At 69.6% G+C, this 16,674-nt stretch carries 21 protein-coding genes; 7 read left to right on the forward strand and 14 right to left on the reverse strand.

Translation table 11 applies throughout. The features are described from left to right. Positions 1 to 183: 183 nt before the first annotated feature. Positions 184 to 1,002, reverse strand: a complete 819-nt coding sequence (locus tag NBRGI_RS38370; RefSeq protein ID WP_200882281.1) for a TIGR02234 family membrane protein — start codon at positions 1,000 to 1,002, stop codon at positions 184 to 186. Beyond that, complete coding sequence (locus NBRGI_RS38375; protein WP_029902477.1) at positions 999 to 2,558, reverse strand: anthranilate synthase component I; 1,560 nt, start codon at positions 2,556 to 2,558, stop codon at positions 999 to 1,001. The genes NBRGI_RS38370 and NBRGI_RS38375 overlap by 4 nt, the downstream gene beginning before the upstream one ends. 174 nt (positions 2,559 to 2,732) lie before the next feature. On the opposite strand from NBRGI_RS38375, the gene NBRGI_RS38380 reads away from it, so the two are divergent. The 4 genes from NBRGI_RS38380 (at position 2,733) to NBRGI_RS38395 (ending at position 4,861) form a co-directional block, all read left to right on the forward strand. Next, positions 2,733 to 3,032, forward strand: coding sequence for a hypothetical protein (locus NBRGI_RS38380; RefSeq protein ID WP_029902479.1), 300 nt, complete (start codon positions 2,733 to 2,735; stop codon positions 3,030 to 3,032). A gap of 59 nt (positions 3,033 to 3,091) precedes the next feature. After that, the gene (locus NBRGI_RS38385) at positions 3,092 to 3,553 is read left to right on the forward strand and encodes a peroxiredoxin (protein ID WP_029902482.1); all 462 of its coding nucleotides are present in this window, start codon (positions 3,092 to 3,094) and stop codon (positions 3,551 to 3,553) included. An 89-nt stretch (positions 3,554 to 3,642) separates the two neighbouring features. Next, entirely contained in the window at positions 3,643 to 4,224 is a 582-nt protein-coding gene (locus tag NBRGI_RS38390) for a hypothetical protein (RefSeq protein WP_029902484.1), read from the forward strand. 202 nt (positions 4,225 to 4,426) lie between these two features. Continuing rightward, on the forward strand, positions 4,427 to 4,861 hold the full coding sequence (locus tag NBRGI_RS38395) for a MarR family winged helix-turn-helix transcriptional regulator (protein WP_226887431.1): 435 nt from the start codon (positions 4,427 to 4,429) through the stop codon (positions 4,859 to 4,861). Between the two features lie 7 nt (positions 4,862 to 4,868). On the opposite strand, the gene hisI is transcribed toward NBRGI_RS38395, so the two are convergent. Both hisI and NBRGI_RS38405 read right to left on the reverse strand, forming a co-directional pair. Beyond that, positions 4,869 to 5,216 carry a phosphoribosyl-AMP cyclohydrolase gene (hisI, locus tag NBRGI_RS38400; RefSeq protein WP_029902488.1) on the reverse strand — a complete coding sequence of 116 codons (348 nt, stop codon included), beginning with the start codon at positions 5,214 to 5,216 and terminating at the stop codon, positions 4,869 to 4,871. 20 nt (positions 5,217 to 5,236) lie between these two features. Continuing rightward, positions 5,237 to 5,653, reverse strand: coding sequence for a MarR family winged helix-turn-helix transcriptional regulator (locus NBRGI_RS38405; protein WP_029902490.1), 417 nt, complete (start codon positions 5,651 to 5,653; stop codon positions 5,237 to 5,239). A gap of 72 nt (positions 5,654 to 5,725) precedes the next feature. Between NBRGI_RS38405 and NBRGI_RS38410 the strand changes: the two genes are divergently transcribed. Both NBRGI_RS38410 and NBRGI_RS38415 read left to right on the forward strand, forming a co-directional pair. Continuing rightward, a complete protein-coding gene (locus tag NBRGI_RS38410) occupies positions 5,726 to 6,076 on the forward strand; it encodes a DMT family transporter (RefSeq protein WP_029902492.1) in 351 nt (116 codons plus the stop codon). Positions 6,077 to 6,111: 35 nt separating this feature from the next. Continuing rightward, positions 6,112 to 6,429: a DMT family transporter gene (locus NBRGI_RS38415; RefSeq protein WP_029902494.1), complete on the forward strand. Its 318-nt coding sequence runs from the start codon at positions 6,112 to 6,114 to the stop codon at positions 6,427 to 6,429. Between the two features lie 323 nt (positions 6,430 to 6,752). Here the strand turns inward: NBRGI_RS38415 and hisF are convergent, their stop codons facing one another. From hisF to NBRGI_RS38440, 5 genes are all read right to left on the reverse strand, one after another. After that, the gene (hisF, locus tag NBRGI_RS38420; protein WP_014983287.1) at positions 6,753 to 7,526 is read right to left on the reverse strand and encodes an imidazole glycerol phosphate synthase subunit HisF; all 774 of its coding nucleotides are present in this window, start codon (positions 7,524 to 7,526) and stop codon (positions 6,753 to 6,755) included. Positions 7,527 to 7,530: 4 nt separating this feature from the next. Further along, positions 7,531 to 8,364 (reverse strand): inositol monophosphatase family protein, encoded by an 834-nt coding sequence (locus NBRGI_RS38425; protein WP_029902496.1) that lies wholly within the window; start codon positions 8,362 to 8,364, stop codon positions 7,531 to 7,533. Next, positions 8,361 to 9,092 carry a bifunctional 1-(5-phosphoribosyl)-5-((5-phosphoribosylamino)methylideneamino)imidazole-4-carboxamide isomerase/phosphoribosylanthranilate isomerase PriA gene (gene priA, locus NBRGI_RS38430; protein ID WP_014983285.1) on the reverse strand — a complete coding sequence of 244 codons (732 nt, stop codon included), beginning with the start codon at positions 9,090 to 9,092 and terminating at the stop codon, positions 8,361 to 8,363. Before priA ends, NBRGI_RS38425 begins: the two co-directional genes overlap by 4 nt. A gap of 64 nt (positions 9,093 to 9,156) precedes the next feature. Next, positions 9,157 to 9,612, reverse strand: coding sequence for a MarR family winged helix-turn-helix transcriptional regulator (locus NBRGI_RS38435; RefSeq protein ID WP_014983284.1), 456 nt, complete (start codon positions 9,610 to 9,612; stop codon positions 9,157 to 9,159). Positions 9,613 to 9,622: 10 nt separating this feature from the next. Next, a complete protein-coding gene (locus tag NBRGI_RS38440; RefSeq protein WP_051728358.1) occupies positions 9,623 to 10,171 on the reverse strand; it encodes a hypothetical protein in 549 nt (182 codons plus the stop codon). A gap of 202 nt (positions 10,172 to 10,373) precedes the next feature. Here NBRGI_RS38440 and NBRGI_RS38445 point away from each other — a divergent pair, with 202 nt between their 5' ends. Next, positions 10,374 to 10,835, forward strand: coding sequence for a hypothetical protein (locus NBRGI_RS38445; RefSeq protein ID WP_148311122.1), 462 nt, complete (start codon positions 10,374 to 10,376; stop codon positions 10,833 to 10,835). Position 10,836: 1 nt separating this feature from the next. On the opposite strand, the gene hisH is transcribed toward NBRGI_RS38445, so the two are convergent. From hisH to NBRGI_RS38470, 5 genes are all read right to left on the reverse strand, one after another. Beyond that, entirely contained in the window at positions 10,837 to 11,472 is a 636-nt protein-coding gene (gene hisH / locus NBRGI_RS38450) for an imidazole glycerol phosphate synthase subunit HisH (RefSeq protein WP_029902502.1), read from the reverse strand. After that, entirely contained in the window at positions 11,469 to 12,086 is a 618-nt protein-coding gene (gene hisB / locus NBRGI_RS38455) for an imidazoleglycerol-phosphate dehydratase HisB (RefSeq protein ID WP_029902504.1), read from the reverse strand. Before hisB ends, hisH begins: the two co-directional genes overlap by 4 nt. Positions 12,087 to 12,106: 20 nt before the next feature. After that, complete coding sequence (locus NBRGI_RS38460; protein WP_029902506.1) at positions 12,107 to 13,240, reverse strand: histidinol-phosphate transaminase; 1,134 nt, start codon at positions 13,238 to 13,240, stop codon at positions 12,107 to 12,109. Further along, positions 13,237 to 14,574, reverse strand: a complete 1,338-nt coding sequence (hisD, locus tag NBRGI_RS38465; protein ID WP_029902508.1) for a histidinol dehydrogenase — start codon at positions 14,572 to 14,574, stop codon at positions 13,237 to 13,239. The genes NBRGI_RS38460 and hisD overlap by 4 nt, the downstream gene beginning before the upstream one ends. 430 nt (positions 14,575 to 15,004) lie before the next feature. Further along, positions 15,005 to 16,549 (reverse strand): serine/threonine-protein kinase, encoded by a 1,545-nt coding sequence (locus tag NBRGI_RS38470; protein ID WP_235211252.1) that lies wholly within the window; start codon positions 16,547 to 16,549, stop codon positions 15,005 to 15,007. Positions 16,550 to 16,674: the final 125 nt, after the last annotated feature.

Consider the following 16,674-nt stretch of genomic DNA (forward strand, 5'->3'; position numbering starts at 1 on the left):
CTGGCTCGAATCCTTTCTGGGGAGACGGACTTGCTACCTGAGAATCCCCCCAGGCGCTGTCTCACCGATGCTGACAAAGAATAAATGGACGTACCGGCCGCGTTTTCGGCGGGTCTTGTTGTGGACCAGGCAACCAATCCACGCGCAAGGTGGGGCCCACCACAGTCGCCGCGCGCGGATATCTCAGCGGGCACGACCGCCCGCCTCGCCCTTGTCCGCCGCTCCTGGTCGCGAGTCCGAGGTCACGGCGTCTTCGGTCGGATCGGTGCCCGCGTCCAGCGCGTCCCACAGCACCCGCTCGGACAGCTGACCGGAGTTCGGTTCCGTGCCCGCCTGCGCGTCGCGGCGCTGAGTGACCTGTTCGGTGGCCGCCGCGCGCCGGAACACCGGGTTGTCGTACTTGCCGGACAGGCGCGCGGTGTCCTGCGGCATCCGGGTGAGCAGTGCGCCCGCCACGAACGCCGCCACCGCGCCGAGCAGGGCCAGCACCGCGGGCAGGGGTGCGGTCGTGGCCTGCTCCACCTGCGCCCTGCCCGGCAGTTCGGCCAGCGTCGCGGCCCGTTCGGCGATCTTGCCGGAGCTGGTGAGCAGCGCGAAGGCGGGCACCGCGGCGACCGCGGCGACCAGCGCGATGAGCACCCCGAGCACGCGGCGCAGCCAGCCCCGGGTGGCCAGCACCGCCGCGACGGACGCGAGCAGCACCAGCGCCAGCGGCGTGAGCGCGCCGAACCAGACGCCGCCGTTGAGGCGATCGGTGCGCGGCTCGGTGAGACCGTCGGAGGAGGTGACCGTCACCCAGGTCAGTCGCGAGGCGCCCCACAGCGCCGCGGCGGCGAAAGCCAGCAGGACCAGCGCGCCGATCGGATACCTGCGTCGCGAGCCGGGTGCGGCTGCCGCGTCCGCGCCTTCGGCGGCGGGCTTCGAATCCGCAGCAGCCTGGTTCGAATCCGCGGCGGCTTCGCTCGAATCCGCGGCAGCCCGGCTCGGATCGGCTTCGCTCATGCGGTGTCGCCGTTCGTCGTGTCCGGCTCCGCGCCGAACGCGCGGACCGTTTTCGCCGAGGCGATCGCGCGCAGCACCGCCATGGCCTTGTTGCGGGCCTCGACGTCCTCGTACTCGGGATCGGAGTCGGCGACCACCCCCGCGCCCGCTTGCACGTACGCGGTCCCGTCCTTCAGCAGCGCGGTGCGAATGGCGATCGCGGTGTCCGCGTCGCCGGCGAAGTCGAGGTAGCCGACGACGCCGCCGTAGACGCCGCGCCGGGTGGGCTCGAGTTCCTCGATGAGTTCCATCGCGCGCACCTTCGGCGCACCGGACAGCGTGCCCGCGGGGAAGCAGGCGCGCACCGCGTCGAGCGCGTTCTTGCCGGGCGCGAGCCGGCCCGACACCGTCGAAACCAGGTGCATCACATGGCTGTAGCGCTCGATGTGCCGATACTCGGTGACCCGCACGGTGCCCGGCTGGCAGACCCGCCCGAGATCGTTGCGGCCGAGGTCGACGAGCATCAGGTGCTCGGCGTTCTCCTTCTCGTCGGCGAGCAGGCCCTTCTCCAGCAGGATGTCGTCCTCTTCGGTGGCGCCGCGCCAGCGGGTGCCCGCGATCGGATGGGTCGTCGCCACCCCGTCCTTCACCGTCACCAGCGATTCGGGGCTGGAGCCGACGATGGAGAACGCGGTGCCGCCGTCGCCGTCCGGGATGTGCAGCAGGTACATGTACGGGCTCGGGTTCGAGGCGCGCAGCATGCGGTACAGGTCCAGCGGGGCCCCGTCGTAGTCCATCTCGAAGCGCTGCGAGAGCACCACCTGGAACGCCTCGCCCGCCTCGATCTCCTTGACCAGGCGACGCACCCCGGCGCCGAATTCTTCGGTGGTGCGTTTGCGCCGGTACTCCGGGTCGGGCTGGTCGAACACCGAGACCGTGGAGGGCGCGGGGGCCGCCAGGGCCTCGGTCATCCGGTCCAGGCGGGCCAGCGCCTCGTCGTAGGCCTCGTCGACCCGTTCGGCGGTGCCGTTCCAGTTGACCGCGTTGGTGATCAGGGTGATCGCGCCCTCGTGGTGATCGAACGCGGCCAGGTCGGTGGCCAGCAGCAGCACCATCTCGGGCAGTTGCAGATCGTCGAGGGCCAGGTTGGGCAGGCGTTCGATGCGCCGGACCGCGTCGTAGCCGAGGTAGCCGACCATGCCGCTGGTCAGCGGTGGCAGGCCGGGCAACCGCTCGGTGCGCAGCAGTTGCAGCGTCTCGTGCAACGCCACCAGCGGATCGCCGCCAGAGGGGGCATCGACCGGGATGTTGCCCAGCCACGCCGCCTCGCCGTCCACCACGGTCAACGCCGAGGGGCTGCCCGCGCCGATGAACGACCAGCGCGACCACGATCGCCCGTTCTCGGCGGACTCGAACAGGAAGGTTCCCGCCCGGTCGCCGGCCAGCTTGCGGTACGCGGAGAGCGGAGTTTCGGAGTCCGCCAACACCTTTCGGGTCACCGGTACCACTCGATGCGCCGCGGCCAGCTGATGGAACTGTTCGCGGGTCGTGGTGGTGGGAGTCGACGCGCCGTGCATAGGGCCATCATCCCAGGTACCCCCAGCGCTTTTTCGCGCGCACCCTGACTCGGTTCACTTCCATCACAAAAGCAACCGCCCGGTTCCGATGCCGCGCGCGGCGCTGTGATCGACGTCTCTACACTCGCTCCGTTCCATCTCGCACGCGGTATCCATATCGAGAGGAGTCAACTGATGTACCCCTCGCAACCGGAGGGCAGGCACGCCGCACCGGGCGGTGCGCCGAACCAGCCCCCACGGATGGTCGGACTGCAATCGAACAAGGCCGCGCAGGCGGCGGGCGCGCAGAGCGCGCTGGCCACCTTCGTCACCTACGCGAAGGCACTCGAATCACTGGACCGGAACCACTTTCCGGGCGAGTACGCCATGCACGCCGACCGGCTCAAGGAACTCAAACCGTTCCTGCGTGCCCACGGCATCCTCGACGTCATGCAGGTCAAGAACCCCGAAGTGGCCGCCCTCATCGGAGTTTGAGGACGGGTCCGGAACACGGAGAGTACCGGGTGCGACAAGTGCCCGGTACTGTCTCTTTTATGCAGACAGGACAGCTCGCTCCCCAGTTCGAGCTCCCCGATCAGTCCGGCACGCTCCGTTCGCTCGATGCCTTGCTCGCGAACGGTCCGCTGGTGCTCTTCTTCTATCCCGCCGCCAACACGCCGGTCTGCACGGCGGAGGCCTGTCACTTCCGTGATGTAGCGGCCGATTTCGCCGCGCTCGGCGCGTCCTGCGCGGGCATCAGCGCCGACGCGGTGGCGACTCAGGCGGGTTTCGCCGACAAGCAGCGACTCGGCTATCCCCTGCTCTCCGATCCGGACGGCGTGGTCGCCGCGCAGTTCGGCGTGAAGCGCGGACTGCTCGGCAAGCTGGCTCCGGTCAAGCGCCAGACCTTCGTGATCGACCAGGACCGCACCGTCGGCAAGATCATCACCGGCGAACTGCGGGCCAACGTGCACGCCGACGAGGCGCTGAAGTTCCTGCGCGAGCGGGCGAAGTAGGCAAGTCCGGCGCAGATCCCGGCACGGACGTACCGAAACGCCGGGAAGATCAGCCCGTTTCCGCCGCATGCCCGGCTTACCCTGGGGTCATGACTGCGACCGACGGACAGCTGGAGCAGAAATCGACCGGTCCCGCGTGGCGGACCTGGCTCGCCGGTGGGCTGGCTTTGCTCGTCCTGTTGTTCGTCGCCTACTTCATCCTCTCTGCGTTCATTCCGCGCTGGTGGGCGCAGCGGATCGCGGAGATGGTCAACGGCAGCTTCGCCAAGGGCATCGGCTGGGGCCTGGTCTACGGCGGCGTGTGCACCCTCGTCCCGCTGCTCCTGCTGCTGTTCGCGGGGCGGGTGTGGCGGCGCCGGGCCGGCCGGTTCCTGGCGGGCGCGGCCGTGGTGATCGCCGCGCTGGTCGCGATTCCCAATCTGATGACGCTGACCATCGTGCTCGGCGGCAGCAACGCAGCCCATGCCGGACAACGAATTCTGGACGTCGACGCGCCCGCCTTCCGGGGCGCGACGCTGGTCGGCGCGATCGTCGCGGCCGTGATCTGGCTCGCCGTGCTCGCCCTCACCGTCTCCCGGTGGTGGCGCAGGCGGCGCCCGAAGCGTGCACATGCACAAGCGACCCCGCCCGCCGATGCGGCAAAACCCATGACCGGCCCCGGCGGTCTGTGAGTGAACTCACCTCACCTGCCAACTTCATGACGGCCGAGCGAAGTCGTGGCAAACTCAGAGTCACGGGTGACTGTGAACACGCTTTTCAATAATCGCTAGGCTTACTAACAAAACCACGTCACTTGGCTTGAAAGAAGGCACACCAGTGACGAAGTGGTTAGACCCCGTAGAACAACGAGCTTGGCGCGCGGTTGTTGCGCTGATGACGCGTCTACCAGGCGCTTTGGACACGCAGCTGCAACGAGAATCCGGGGTCACCCATTTCGAATACTGGGTTTTGACCCTGCTGTCCGAGGAGCCCGGGCACCGGCTGCAGATGAGTGACCTCGCGCACAAGGCAAATGCATCGCTATCACGACTTTCGCATGTGGTGTCGAAGCTGGAGCGGATGGGCTGGGCGCAACGCTCGGCTACCGCCGGGCGCCGTGGCGTGCAGGCCGTACTCACAGACGACGGCTACCACAAGGTGGTCGAGGCGGCCCCCGGTTACCTGGATGCCGTGCGGCACATGGTTTTCGATGGTTTGGAGCCGGAGCAGACGGCTCAGCTCGCCGAACTCAGCGAGCTGCTCGCGGACCATCTGACCGATGCGCTCAGCCGCCCCGACACCGGCGGCGCCGCGGAACGCGGCACATAGGCCCCGGCTAGGCCGGATCGGCGAGCAGCACGTCCGCGTCGAAACACGTGTGCGTCCCGGTGTGGCACGCCGCGCCTGCTTGATCGACGACCAGCAGCACGGTGTCCCCGTCGCAGTCGAGCCGGACCTCGTGCACGTACTGCGTGTGGCCGGAGGTCTCCCCCTTGACCCAGTACTGCTGCCGCGAGCGCGAATAATAGGTCGCCTTGCGGGTTTCCAGCGTGCGGGCCAGCGCCTCGTCGTCCATCCACGCGACCATCAACACGTCGCCGGTGCCGCGCTCCTGCGCGACGGCGGACACCAGGCCCGCGTCGTTGCGCTTGAGCCGGGCGGCGATGGCGGGATCGAGACTCATGTGACCGTTTATAACAAAGCTCAGACCCGGGCCCGGCGCAGGGCGGCCACGGTGTCGTCGTCGGATTCGTCCAAGGCCGCGGCGAGCGTGTCGCGGTAGGTGCCGCGGGCCGCCTCGTACCGGGCCCGCCCCTCGTCGGTGATCACCGTGTAGACCCCGCGCCGATCGTCCGGGCAGAGATCGCGATAGGCCAGGCCCGCGGCGTCGAGCCGTCCGACGAGCCTGGTCACCGAACTCTGATTCAACCCGAGCCGGTTCGACAGATCCTGCATGCGCAGCTCGCCGTCCTCGGCCTCGCACAGGAACCCGAGGGCACGGAACTCCGACAACCCGAGCCCGTGCCCACGCTGCACCGCTGTCGCCAATCGGCCTTCCACCTGGACATACAAGGCGGACAGCCGACTCCACATCTGCTCGTCCCGCACCGTGTTTGACACAGATTATTTGTACATGCATACTTCTCCGCACGCAACTTAGTTGCATATACATACAAATAAGGAGCTGTTCCGATGGCCTGGATCTACCTGCTGATCGCCGCCGTGTTCGAAGTGGTCTTCGCGCTGGCGACCAACGCCACGCACGGATTCACCGTGCTCGGCCCGTCCCTGCTCACCGCGGCCGCCGCGGCCGGCGGCATCTTCTTCCTCAGCCTCGCGCTGCGCACCCTCGACGTGGGGGTGGGTTACACCGTGTGGACCGGCATCGGCTCGGTCGGCACCGTCACCCTCGGCACGGTGATCTTCCACGAGACGCTGAACGTCTGGAAGGTGCTCGCCTTCGTCCTGATCATCGGCGGCGTACTCGGCCTGAAACTCGCCGACACCATCGCCGCCCGCGCCACCCGGCCCGTAGCCGCCTGATCCCTCACTTCATTACCAGCACAGGAGCTTTCGTCATGGCCTGGTTATTTCTCGGCATCGCCATCGTTTTCGAGATCGCGTTCGCGCTCGGCACCAATGCGACCAACGGTTTCACCAAACTCTGGCCCTCGGTCTTCACCCTGTTCGCCGCGGCGGGCGGCATCTTCACGCTGAGCCTGGCGCTGCGCACCCTGGATGTCGGTGTGGGATACACCATCTGGACCGGTGTCGGCGCGCTCGGCACGGTCATCCTCGGCGCACTCGTCTACCACGAGAAGATCACCCTGCCCAAGGTCGTGTCCTTCGCCGCGATCATCGCGGGCGCGGTCCTGCTCAAAGTGGCAGGTGCCTGAACGCACCCGACGACCCGCTCGGCCGTCCGGCTGAGCGGGTCGTGCTCGTTGTGCACCCGCAGCGCGGCGCGATCCCCGGCGACAGTCAGCGGGGACCACCGCGAACCGCACTGCGGTTGCGCGCCGACGGGCTGCTCGTCTCCCGAAACCCGCGCAACGTCCGGATCTGGGACGTCCCGTGGCGCACTCCAGACCCTCGTCGACCCGGCGGCCGCGGCGTGCGCCCGGCTCGGACACACCACACCGGAACGGGTATGGCGCCACTACGCACCGAATCTGCCGTACGACAACGCCTGCGGCTGGGGTCGGCTGGGTTGCGCGGACTACCGGACGACGATGTCCTCGGCGCGCATCGAGTCCTTCACCTGGCCGATGGTGAGTTCGCCGAAGTGGAAGACGCTGGCCGCCAGGACCGCATCGGCGCCGGCCTGGACCGCGGGGGCGAAATGCTCGACGGCGCCCGCGCCGCCGGACGCGATCACCGGCACGGTCACCGCGGCACGCACGGCGCGGATCATCGCGAGGTCGAAACCGGCCTTGGTGCCGTCGGCGTCCATCGAGTTCAACAGGATCTCCCCGACGCCCAATTCGGCGCCGCGAGTGGCCCATTCGACCGCGTCGATGCCGGTGCCGCGTTTGCCGCCGTGGGTGGTGACCTCCCAGCCGGAGGCCGTCGCGGGCTGGCCCGCGGGCACCGTGCGCGCGTCGACGGACAGCACGATGCACTGCGAGCCGAACCGCTCCGACATCTCGCGCAGCACCTCGGGACGCGCGATCGCGGCGGTGTTCACCGACACCTTGTCCGCGCCCGCGCGCAGCAGCCGGTCCACGTCGTCGACGGTGCGCACGCCGCCGCCGACGGTGAGCGGGATGAAGATCTGCTCGGCGGTGCGGGTCACCACGTCGATCATGGTGCCGCGGTCGCCGGTCGAGGCGGTGACGTCGAGGAAGGTGAGTTCGTCGGCGCCCTGCGCGTCATAGGTCGCGGCCAGCTCGACGGGATCGCCCGCGTCGCGCAGGTTTTCGAAGTTCACGCCCTTGACCACCCGGCCCGCGTCGACATCCAGACACGGAATCACGCGTACCGCCAACGTCATTGCCTCACCCTTCCTCCGCGGTCGCCGGATCGGCGACCGTGCAGATCATCTCGAGCAGTTCCTCGTGCACGCCGGGCGCCGCGGCGAGCACCGAACCCGAGGTGATGGTCCACGGCTCCCCCGCCAGGTCGGTGACGACACCGCCCGCCGCCCGGATCAGCGCCACACCCGCGGCGTTGTCCCAGGGATGATGCCCGAACACGATCGCGCCGCCGAGCACCCCGGAGGCGGTGAACGCCAGGTCGATTCCGGTCGAGCCGTGCATCCGCACCCGCGAGGAGAGCCGGCTCAGCGGGCCGAGCAGATCGAACCGGAATTGGCCCGGAATCCGGCCGCGCGCATCGACATTGAACGCGCCGAAGCCGATCATCGCCTCGGCGAGCTTGCCGTGCGGTAACGGCGGCAGCGGCTGACCGTTCAGCAGCACCGGCCCGCCGGCCTGGGCGGCGTAACGCTGCCCGAGCAGCGGCAGCCAGGTGAGTCCGAGCACCGGCTCGCCCTCGTGCACCAGGGCGAGCAGCATGCCCGAAAGCGGGTGCCCGGACGAGTAATTGAAGGTGCCGTCGATCGGGTCGAGCACCCACGAGGTGCCCGACACCAGGTCCGGCCCGCCGAATTCCTCACCGTGCACGCCGATCCCGGTGCGCTGCTGCAGCTGCGCCGAGATGGTGCGCTCGAGCTCCAGGTCCAGTTCGGTGGCGAAATCGTTGCGGCCCTTGGTCACCGCGCTCGGCGCGCCGACACCCTCGACGAACCGGGAGGTGACCGAGTCCAGGATTTCGCGCGCGATGCCGAGCAGCGCCGAAAGGTCGGGCAGCGCCGGGGAATCCTGGCTCATCTCACCGCGGCCAGCGCCTCGGGCAGGGTGAACCGGCCCGCGTAGAGCGCCTTGCCGACGATCGACCCCTCGACGCCGTCCGGCACCAGCTCGGCGATCGCGATCAGGTCGTCGATGGTGGACACGCCGCCGGAGGCGATGACCGGCGCGTCGGTCGCGGCGCACACCTCACGCAGCAGGTCCAGGTTCGGCCCGGTGAGGGTGCCGTCCTTGGTGACGTCGGTGACCACGTAGCGGGTGCAGCCGTCCCGTTCCAGGCGCTCGAGCACCTCCCACAGATCGCCGCCGTCGCTGACCCAGCCGCGCCCGCGCAGCCGGTGTTCGCCGTCGATGATCCGCACGTCCAGACCCACCGCGATCCGCTCACCGTGCTGGGCGAGGGCCTTGGCGCACCAGATCGGATCCTCCAGCGCGGCGGTGCCGAGGTTCACCCGGTGGCAGCCGGTGGCCAGCGCCGCGGCCAGGGAGTCGTCGTCGCGGATACCGCCGGACAGCTCCACCTTCACGTCGAGTTCGCCGACCACCTCGGCGAGCAGCTCCCGGTTCGAGCCGCGCCCGAAGGCGGCGTCGAGGTCGACCAGATGGACCCACTCCGCACCCGCCTCTTGCCATGCCAGCGCCGCCTCGCGGGGCGAGCCGTAGCTGGTTTCGCTACCGGCCTCTCCCTGCACGAGGCGCACGGCCTCTCCATTGGCGACATCGACGGCGGGTAGCAGCACAAGACTCACTTTGAACAGCCTAGTCGTTCCGTCTCACCCGTCTGCCTCCGGCCTGCGGGAATGGGCGCGCCGATCACCTCGGCGGGTGGTGTCGATCGAGGATGTGAGTGAGCAGCCGGACGAGTTCGGCGCGTTCGGCGGGCGCCAGCCCGGTGAGCAATTCCTCCTGCGCCCCGGCGAGTCGACGGTCCAGTTCGGCGAGATGCGCCGCGCCTGTCTCGGTCAGCGTGACGATCTTGCGCCGGCGATCGCCTGGGTCGGGCCCGCGTTCCACGAAGCCGCGGGCCGCCAGTTCGTTGACCGCGGTGACGATATCGCTGCGGTCGATCCGGGTGCGTTTACCGATCTCGGCCTGCCCGGCCGCGCCCGTCTCACCCAGCACCGCGAGCAGGGCGTAGTGGTGCCGCCGCGAACCGGTGCTGTCCAGCGCTCGCTCGGCCGCCCGGTTGGCGAGCAGCGCGACCTGGTCCACCAGTCGCGTCGGCATAGCACCGAGCCTGTCCGGCGCCCCGTCGCGCGCGATCGCCATGACGGCCAATCTAGCCCGTGCCGGGAACGCCCACCACATGATCGACGGAGCTGGCCGAGACAGTTGCCCGGATCCGCGCGCGATAGCAGACCAGCGCCGCCACCACGGCGAACAGCGCGGTGAGCGCCGCCGCCAGAATGCGCAACCCCTGTCCGACCTGGAACTCGGTTGCGGCACGCCGGATCTCGTCGAGCGTGTGCCCGGCCCGATCGTCGAACAGGATCGACGCCCGCGGCCACTGGTACAGGACCGAGAGCAGGAACTGGCCGCTCACCAGCGACGCCAGCGACAGCGCCAGCCATCGCCTGCCCAGCCGGGCCCACAGCGCCGCCGCGCCCGCGAGCAGCGCGCACAACGTCAACGCCGCGCCGAGCGGGCGCATCACATCGCCGACGGCGACCGCACTCATGAATTGCTCGGTCAGCGCCAGCGAGTCGGGGACATCCCGGAAGATGTTGGGGTACAGAAAGATTGTTTCCGCCGCGGTCGTCGCGAAGGCGAAGCACGCGAGCACCGCGTAACCCGTCAGCACGACCGAGGCAATGGTGCCGCGTCGCATGGCGCCCTCCTCGAATCGACCGTAACCGCGGGCGGGCGCGCGCGGATCCGGTGCCGTCCCTGATATTCGGCGCGGGGCACTCAGGGTCTGCCCGGAGACCGCGATCCTCGGCAACGGGCGCCGGACCGGCCCGCGGGCCGGTAGTGTCTCGCCTCGGCGCTCACTCCGATCGCCTATTCCTTACTCTCCCTGGGGTTCCCGTATGTCACGTTCGACTCTTGCTGCCCTGTCCGCCCTTTCGGCGGCCTGCTGCCTCGTGGGTCTCGCCACCGCGCCGACCGCCGCGGCCGCACCGCCCGAGGAGGCCCGGCTGGCCGGGTGCGAATTCGGCCGGGTCGCAGGCACCTACGACTACGCGAACTTCGGCGAACATGCCGGGCGCATGCTCGACGTCACCACCGGCGGGTTCCGCGACGAGTTCGAGCGGGCCACACCGAAGATCCTGGACGCGCTCGCCGCCCACCACACCAAGGCGGAGGTCAATTCGGTGGACTGCCGCGTCGTGTCCGGCGACGCGAACCAGGCCGATGTCACGCTCACCGTGGTGCAGACCACGACCAGCGACGCCACCGAGGGCATGCCCAAGACCAACAAGATGTCGCTGCTGGTCACCGTCGTGAACGTGGACGGCCGGTGGCTGGTCAACCGGGCCGAGACCAACTGATTTAGAGCGACTGCACCCAGTTGCGCAGCAGCTGGGCGCCGGCGTCGCCGGACTTCTCCGGGTGGAACTGGGTCGCCGAGAGCGCCCCGTTCTCCACCGCGGCGAGGAACGGCACGCCGTGCTCGGCCCAGGTGAGCTTGGGCTCGGCGAAATGCTGACCGGGCGGCAGCTCCCAGGTCTGCGCGGCGTAGGAGTGCACGAAGTAGAAGCGGGTCTCGGCGTCCATGCCCGCGAACAGCATGCTGTCGGCCGGCGCGGCGACGGTGTTCCAGCCCATGTGCGGCAGCACCGGGGCGGCCAGACGTTCCACCGTGCCCGGCCATTCCGCGCAGCCCTCGGTCTGCACGCCGAACTCGACCCCGCGCTCGAACAGGATCTGCATGCCGACGCAGATGCCGAGCACCGGCCTGCCGCCGGCGAGCCGCTGACCGATCATCCGCTCCCCGCGCACCGCGCGCAGGCCCGCCATGCAGGCGGCATACGCGCCGACGCCGGGAACCACGAGACCATCTGCGGCCAAAGCGATTTCGGGGTCCGCGGTCACTTCCACCTCGGCCCCGGCCCGGGCCAGCGCCCGCTCGGCCGAGTGCAGGTTGCCGGAGCCGTAGTCCAGCAGCGCAACAGATTTCAGGCTCACAGCGTCCCCTTGGTGGACGGCACACCCTGGACCCGCGGATCGAGTTCGACCGCGGCGCGCAAAGCCCGTGCCACCGCCTTGAATTCGGCCTCGGTGACGTGGTGCTGGTCGCGGCCGTAGAGCACGCGGACGTGCAGCGCGATCCGCGCGTTCAACGCGATCGATTCGAAGACGTGCCGGTTCAGCACCGTCGAATACGGCGCGCCGGGGCCGGAGCCCGGGATGACCGCGTGCAACAGGTGTTCCGGCTCGCCGGTGTGCACACAGTACGGCCGCCCGGACACGTCCACCGCGGCGTGCGCCAGGGTCTCGTCCATCGGGATGTAGGCGTCACCGAAGCGGCGGATACCGGCCTTGTCGCCCAAGGCCTTGCCCAGCGCCTGCCCGAACACGATCGCGGTGTCCTCGACCGTGTGGTGCGCCTCGATCTCGATATCGCCCTCGGCCCGCACGGTCAGGTCGAAGCTGGCGTGGGCGCCGAGCGCGGTCAGCATGTGGTCGTAGAACGGCACGCCGGTGGCGATCTCGGTCTTGCCGGTGCCGTCGAGGTCCAGCTCCACCACGATGCTGGATTCCTTGGTGATGCGCTCCACCCGCGCGGTTCGGTTCGTCATTGCTTCCTCCACAGGCGGATTCATCGGGGCGTCAGGTCGGTGTCGACCAGGATGCGGCTGACCTTCAGGAATTCGTCGTTCTCCGCGGCCAGGCCGATCGTGGTGCGCAGATAGCCGGGAATGCCGACATCGCGGATCAGCACGCCGTGGTCCAGGTAGCGCTGCCAGGTGCGCGGCGCGTCGCTGAACCGGCCGAACAGCAGGAAGTTCGCGTCGCTGGGCACCACGTCGAAGCCGAGGTCGCGCAGCGCCGCGGCCACCCGGTCGCGCTGTGCGGCGAGTTCCGCTACGCTGCCGAGCGTTTCGTCCGCGTGCCGCAGTGCGGCGCGCGCGGCGGCCTGGGTCACCACCGACAGGTGGTAGGGCAGCCGGACCAGCAGCATCGCGTCGATCACCGCGGGCGCGGCGATCAGGTAGCCGAGGCGGCCGCCGGCGAAGGCGAAGGCCTTGCTCATCGTCCGGGTCACCACCAGTTTGGCCGGGAACCGGTCGATCAAGGTCAGCGCGCTCGGCTGCGCGGAGAACTCGCCGTAGGCCTCGTCCACCACCACGATGCCCGGCGCGGCCTCGATGATCCGCGCCAGCTCGGCCACCGGAATGCTGTGTCCGGTGGGATTGTTCGGGCTGGTCACGAACACCACGTTCGGCGAACGCTCGGCGATGGCGGCCACCGCGTAGTCGACGTCGAGGGAGAAGTCGGCGCTGCGCTCGGCCGCCACCCATTCGGTGTCGATGCCCTCGGAGATGATCGGGTGCATCGAATAGGAGGGCACGAAACCCAGTGCGCTGCGGCCCGGCCCACCGAACGCCTGCAACAGCTGCTGCAGGATCTCGTTGGAACCGTTGGCGGCCCAGACGTTGTCGCCGGTCACCGCGACACCCGTTTGCCGGGTGAGGTATTCGGCGAGCCCGGCGCGCAGCGCGACCGCGTCCCGATCCGGGTAGCGGTGCAGGTCCTCGGCCGCGAGCCGGATGGACTCGGCGACGTCGTCGATCAGGGCCCGGCTGGGCGGGTGCGGGTTCTCGTTGGTGTTCAACTGCACCGGCACCGTCAATTGCGGTGCGCCGTAGGGCTTCTTGCCGCGCAGGTTCTCCCGCAGCGGCAGATCGTCGAGGCCGATCCCCGAACCCGGCACGGTCGCGGGACGACTCATGACAGCGCCTCGAAACGCGCCTGCACGGCCTGGCCGTGCGCGGGCAGATCCTCGGCGTTCGCCAGCGCCACCACGTGTCCGGCGACATCCTTCAGCGCCGCCTCGGTGTACTCCACCACGTGGATCCCGCGCAGGAACGTCTGCACACTCAAACCCGAAGAGTGCCTTGCGCATCCGGCGGTCGGCAGCACGTGGTTGGATCCGGCGCAGTAGTCGCCGAGGCTCACCGGGGCGTACGCGCCGACGAAAACCGCACCGGCACTGCGCACCCGGCCCGCCACCGCGGCGGCGTCGGCGGTCTGGATCTCCAGGTGCTCGGCCGCGTAGGCGTTCACCACCCGCAGGCCCTGCTCGATATCGTCGACCAGCACCGTGCCGGATTGCTTGCCGCGCAACGCCTCGGTGACCCGGTGCGCGTGCTTCACCACGCTCAGCTGCCGGGTCAGCGCGGCATCGACCGCGTCGGCCAGCGCCACACTGTCGGTGACGAGCACGCTGGCGGCGAGCACGTCGTGCTCGGCCTGGCTGACCAGGTCGGCGGCCACGTGCACGGGATCGGCGGTGGCGTCGGCCAGGATCGCGATCTCGGTCGGGCCCGCCTCCGCGTCGATGCCGACCAGTCCGCGGCACAGCCGCTTCGCCGCGGTCACGTAGATGTTGCCCGGTCCGGTGATCAGGTCGACCGGCTCCAGCTGCGCGCCGTCGGTGTCGACGCCGCCGTAGGACAGCAGCGCCACGCCCTGCGCGCCGCCGACCGCCCACACCTCGTCGACGCCGAGCAACCGCGCGGCGGCCAGGATGGTGGGGTGCGGCAGGCCGCCGAACTGCGCCTGCGGCGGCGAGGCGACCACCAGCGAACCGACGCCGGCGGTCTGCGCGGGCACCACGTTCATCACCACGCTCGACGGATAGACCGCGTTGCCGCCGGGCACATACAGCCCGACCCGCTCGACCGGCACCCAGCGCTCGGTCACAGTGCCGCCGGGCACCACCTCGGTGGTCTTGTCGGTGCGGCGCTGATCGGCGTGCACCTTCCTGGCCCTGGCGATGGACTCTTCCAGCGCCGCGCGCACCGCCGGGTCCAGGTCTGCCAGCGCCTTTTCCAGCTCTGCCGCGAGGACCCGCACCGTGGCCGGGATCACACCGTCGAACTTCTCGCTGTACTCCTGCGCCGCCGAAACACCATGGTCCCGGATCGCTTCCACCACCGGCCGCACCTGATGCAGCACCGAGTCCACGTCGACTCCCCCGCGCGGCAGCGCGGCGCGCAGCTCGGCAACGGAGGGAGTGCGACCGCGCAAATCGACGCGGGCGAGCTCGATGCGGGTTGTCATGTGGTGTCGATCCTTGTCCTCAGCTGATCCGCAACAGGAAAGTTGCAGCTACCAGCCTAATGGGCCGACGCCACCCGTTATCCGCCCGGTCCACTCAGCTGAGCCGTAAGTCCCCGCGGCGCCCTGCTGCCGACGCCCCTTGCCACGCTGATCGGCGTCGAGTATCCGGGCCACGGACTGCCGGGCGGCCCCACCGGCTTGTGTCCGCCCGCTACGGCGATGCACCGACAACGGTAACCGATCGAGGGCGAGCGACGGACGGGCGCGAGTCGACCAGGCTGGACGCAACCACGTCGAGCACATACGCGCTGGCACGAGGGCGGCCACGCAGCAGCCCGCCACCCGTCGGAAACGTGCGCTCCGACACGAGGGCGGCGGCGCAGCCCGCCTCCCCTCGGAACCGTCGACCAGAAGTTTTCCGTCCCGCGGCTCAGCGCGTATCGGTGTCGATCAAGGCGGATCCGTTGCCGGAGTTGATCATCCGCAGCGTCACCGACTTGTTCGAACCGCCGTAGGTCACACTCGCCACGTTGACCGCCACCGAGCCGTCGCCACTACCGCTGCCGCTGTCCGCGGTGTCGACGGTGTTGAAGCCGGTGAGCCGATTCTTCGTCCAGTAGCTCTCGAAGGCCTGCTGGCTGCCGTAGACCTGCTGGGCCGCGGGGGTCAACCGCTTCCACGCCGCCGGGAGGTCCAAATCGGACAGGTTGGTGTAGAAGTCGACGACCTGGTCGATCGCCGCCCGCTGGTCGACCTTGCCCACGCTCTTGGTCTTGCCCACCGCGGCGGCGGCCGGAGTCGAACTGGCGCCGCCGCTCGATACGCTCGAGCTCGGCGGATTCGCCTGCACCACAGGCTGATTCGCGTCCTCACGGGACATCGCGGCGATGCTCACCGCCACGGCGGCGATGATCGCGCCGATCAGCGCGCCGACCAGGACGGCCTTGCGCTTGCTGCCGGACTTGCGCGGCGCCGGGCGCGGCTGGGTGGCGGTGCGCGGGTGCGCGGCGGTGTTGTGCTGCGGCGGGCGCGGCGCGGGCCGCTGCCTGGCCTGACGGTCGGGCGCATGCTGCCGGTCGGTCGGGAGTTGCCGTTCGGCCGGATGGTGCGTCGCACCCGAGACCGCCGACGGACGCAGCGCCCGCGTCGCCGATTCCGGCGCGCCGTTGCGGCGGCGCACGAAAGCCTCACTGGCGGGCACGAATCCGGCGGCCACCGGCGCCGGGCCGGAGTCGGCGAAGGCGGCGAGATGATCGAGCGCCGCGCGCATGGTCGGCCGGTCCTGCGGGTCCGGGCTGAGCAGGTCGAGCAGGAAATCCGTGGCCGGGCCCGCATTACGCGGTTCGCTGACCTGACCGTTGGCGGCGGCGTACAGCACCGCGAGCGGGTTGGCGTTCGCGCCGTACGGCGGCTCACCCTCCAGCGCGTGGAAAAGCGTTGCGCCCAAAGCGAACACGTCCGAGGCGGGCGTCGGGTCGGCGCCGCGCGCCATCTCGGGCGCGAGATAGGCGGCGGTACCGCAGATCAGGCCGGTCTCGGTGAGCGTGACATCGCCCGCGGCACGGGAGATGCCGAAGTCGGTGATCTTCACCGTGCCGTGATCGTCGAGCAAGATGTTGCCCGGCTTGACGTCCCGGTGCACGATGCCGGCCTGATGCGCGGCGATCAGCGCCGAGGCGACCTGCTCACCGATGCGGGCGACATGGGTCAGCGGCAGCGGCCCCTGAGTGGAGAGCACCGCGGCCAGGCTGTTGGATTTCAGGTACTCCATCACCAGGCACGGGTCGCCCTGATGCTCGGTGATGTCGAACACGACGATCGCATTGGGATGCTGGAAGCGGGCCGCGTTGCGGGCCTCTCGGATCGCACGCTGCCGGACCACGTCACGCTCGGCCTCGGGCAGGCTCGGCTTGATGTGGATCTGCTTGACGGCCACCGAGCGTTGCAGGCGCTCGTCGATGGCACGCCAAACCACGCCTGTGCCGCCGCTACCAATCCGCTCGACCAGGCGGTAATGCTCCGCGATCAACTGACCGGTATCGATGGCGCCTACTCCGAACCTTCTCGAAATCGTGACATCCCGCTTATTGCTTACTGACG

Source organism: Nocardia brasiliensis IFM 10847 (assembly GCF_000710915.1).
GTDB lineage: Bacteria > Actinomycetota > Actinomycetes > Mycobacteriales > Mycobacteriaceae > Nocardia > Nocardia brasiliensis_A.

Coding starts and splice junctions, on each gene's coding strand:
- NBRGI_RS38390 (WP_029902484.1), top strand. CDS start 3,643: ATGACTGCGACCGACGGACAGCTGGAGCAGAAATCGACCGGTCCCGCG.
- NBRGI_RS38380 (WP_029902479.1), top strand. CDS start 2,733: ATGTACCCCTCGCAACCGGAGGGCAGGCACGCCGCACCGGGCGGTGCG.
- NBRGI_RS38375 (WP_029902477.1), bottom strand. CDS start 2,558: ATGCACGGCGCGTCGACTCCCACCACCACGACCCGCGAACAGTTCCAT.
- NBRGI_RS38460 (WP_029902506.1), bottom strand. CDS start 13,240: ATGAGTCGTCCCGCGACCGTGCCGGGTTCGGGGATCGGCCTCGACGAT.
- NBRGI_RS38425 (WP_029902496.1), bottom strand. CDS start 8,364: ATGAGCCAGGATTCCCCGGCGCTGCCCGACCTTTCGGCGCTGCTCGGC.
- hisD (WP_029902508.1), bottom strand. CDS start 14,574: ATGACAACCCGCATCGAGCTCGCCCGCGTCGATTTGCGCGGTCGCACT.
- hisB (WP_029902504.1), bottom strand. CDS start 12,086: ATGACGAACCGAACCGCGCGGGTGGAGCGCATCACCAAGGAATCCAGC.
- NBRGI_RS38435 (WP_014983284.1), bottom strand. CDS start 9,612: ATGGCGATCGCGCGCGACGGGGCGCCGGACAGGCTCGGTGCTATGCCG.
- NBRGI_RS38395 (WP_226887431.1), top strand. CDS start 4,427: ATGACGCGTCTACCAGGCGCTTTGGACACGCAGCTGCAACGAGAATCC.
- NBRGI_RS38370 (WP_200882281.1), bottom strand. CDS start 1,002: ATGAGCGAAGCCGATCCGAGCCGGGCTGCCGCGGATTCGAGCGAAGCC.
- hisI (WP_029902488.1), bottom strand. CDS start 5,216: ATGAGTCTCGATCCCGCCATCGCCGCCCGGCTCAAGCGCAACGACGCG.
- NBRGI_RS38445 (WP_148311122.1), top strand. CDS start 10,374: ATGTCACGTTCGACTCTTGCTGCCCTGTCCGCCCTTTCGGCGGCCTGC.
- NBRGI_RS38440 (WP_051728358.1), bottom strand. CDS start 10,171: ATGCGACGCGGCACCATTGCCTCGGTCGTGCTGACGGGTTACGCGGTG.
- NBRGI_RS38415 (WP_029902494.1), top strand. CDS start 6,112: ATGGCCTGGTTATTTCTCGGCATCGCCATCGTTTTCGAGATCGCGTTC.
- NBRGI_RS38410 (WP_029902492.1), top strand. CDS start 5,726: ATGGCCTGGATCTACCTGCTGATCGCCGCCGTGTTCGAAGTGGTCTTC.
- hisF (WP_014983287.1), bottom strand. CDS start 7,526: ATGACGTTGGCGGTACGCGTGATTCCGTGTCTGGATGTCGACGCGGGC.
- NBRGI_RS38385 (WP_029902482.1), top strand. CDS start 3,092: ATGCAGACAGGACAGCTCGCTCCCCAGTTCGAGCTCCCCGATCAGTCC.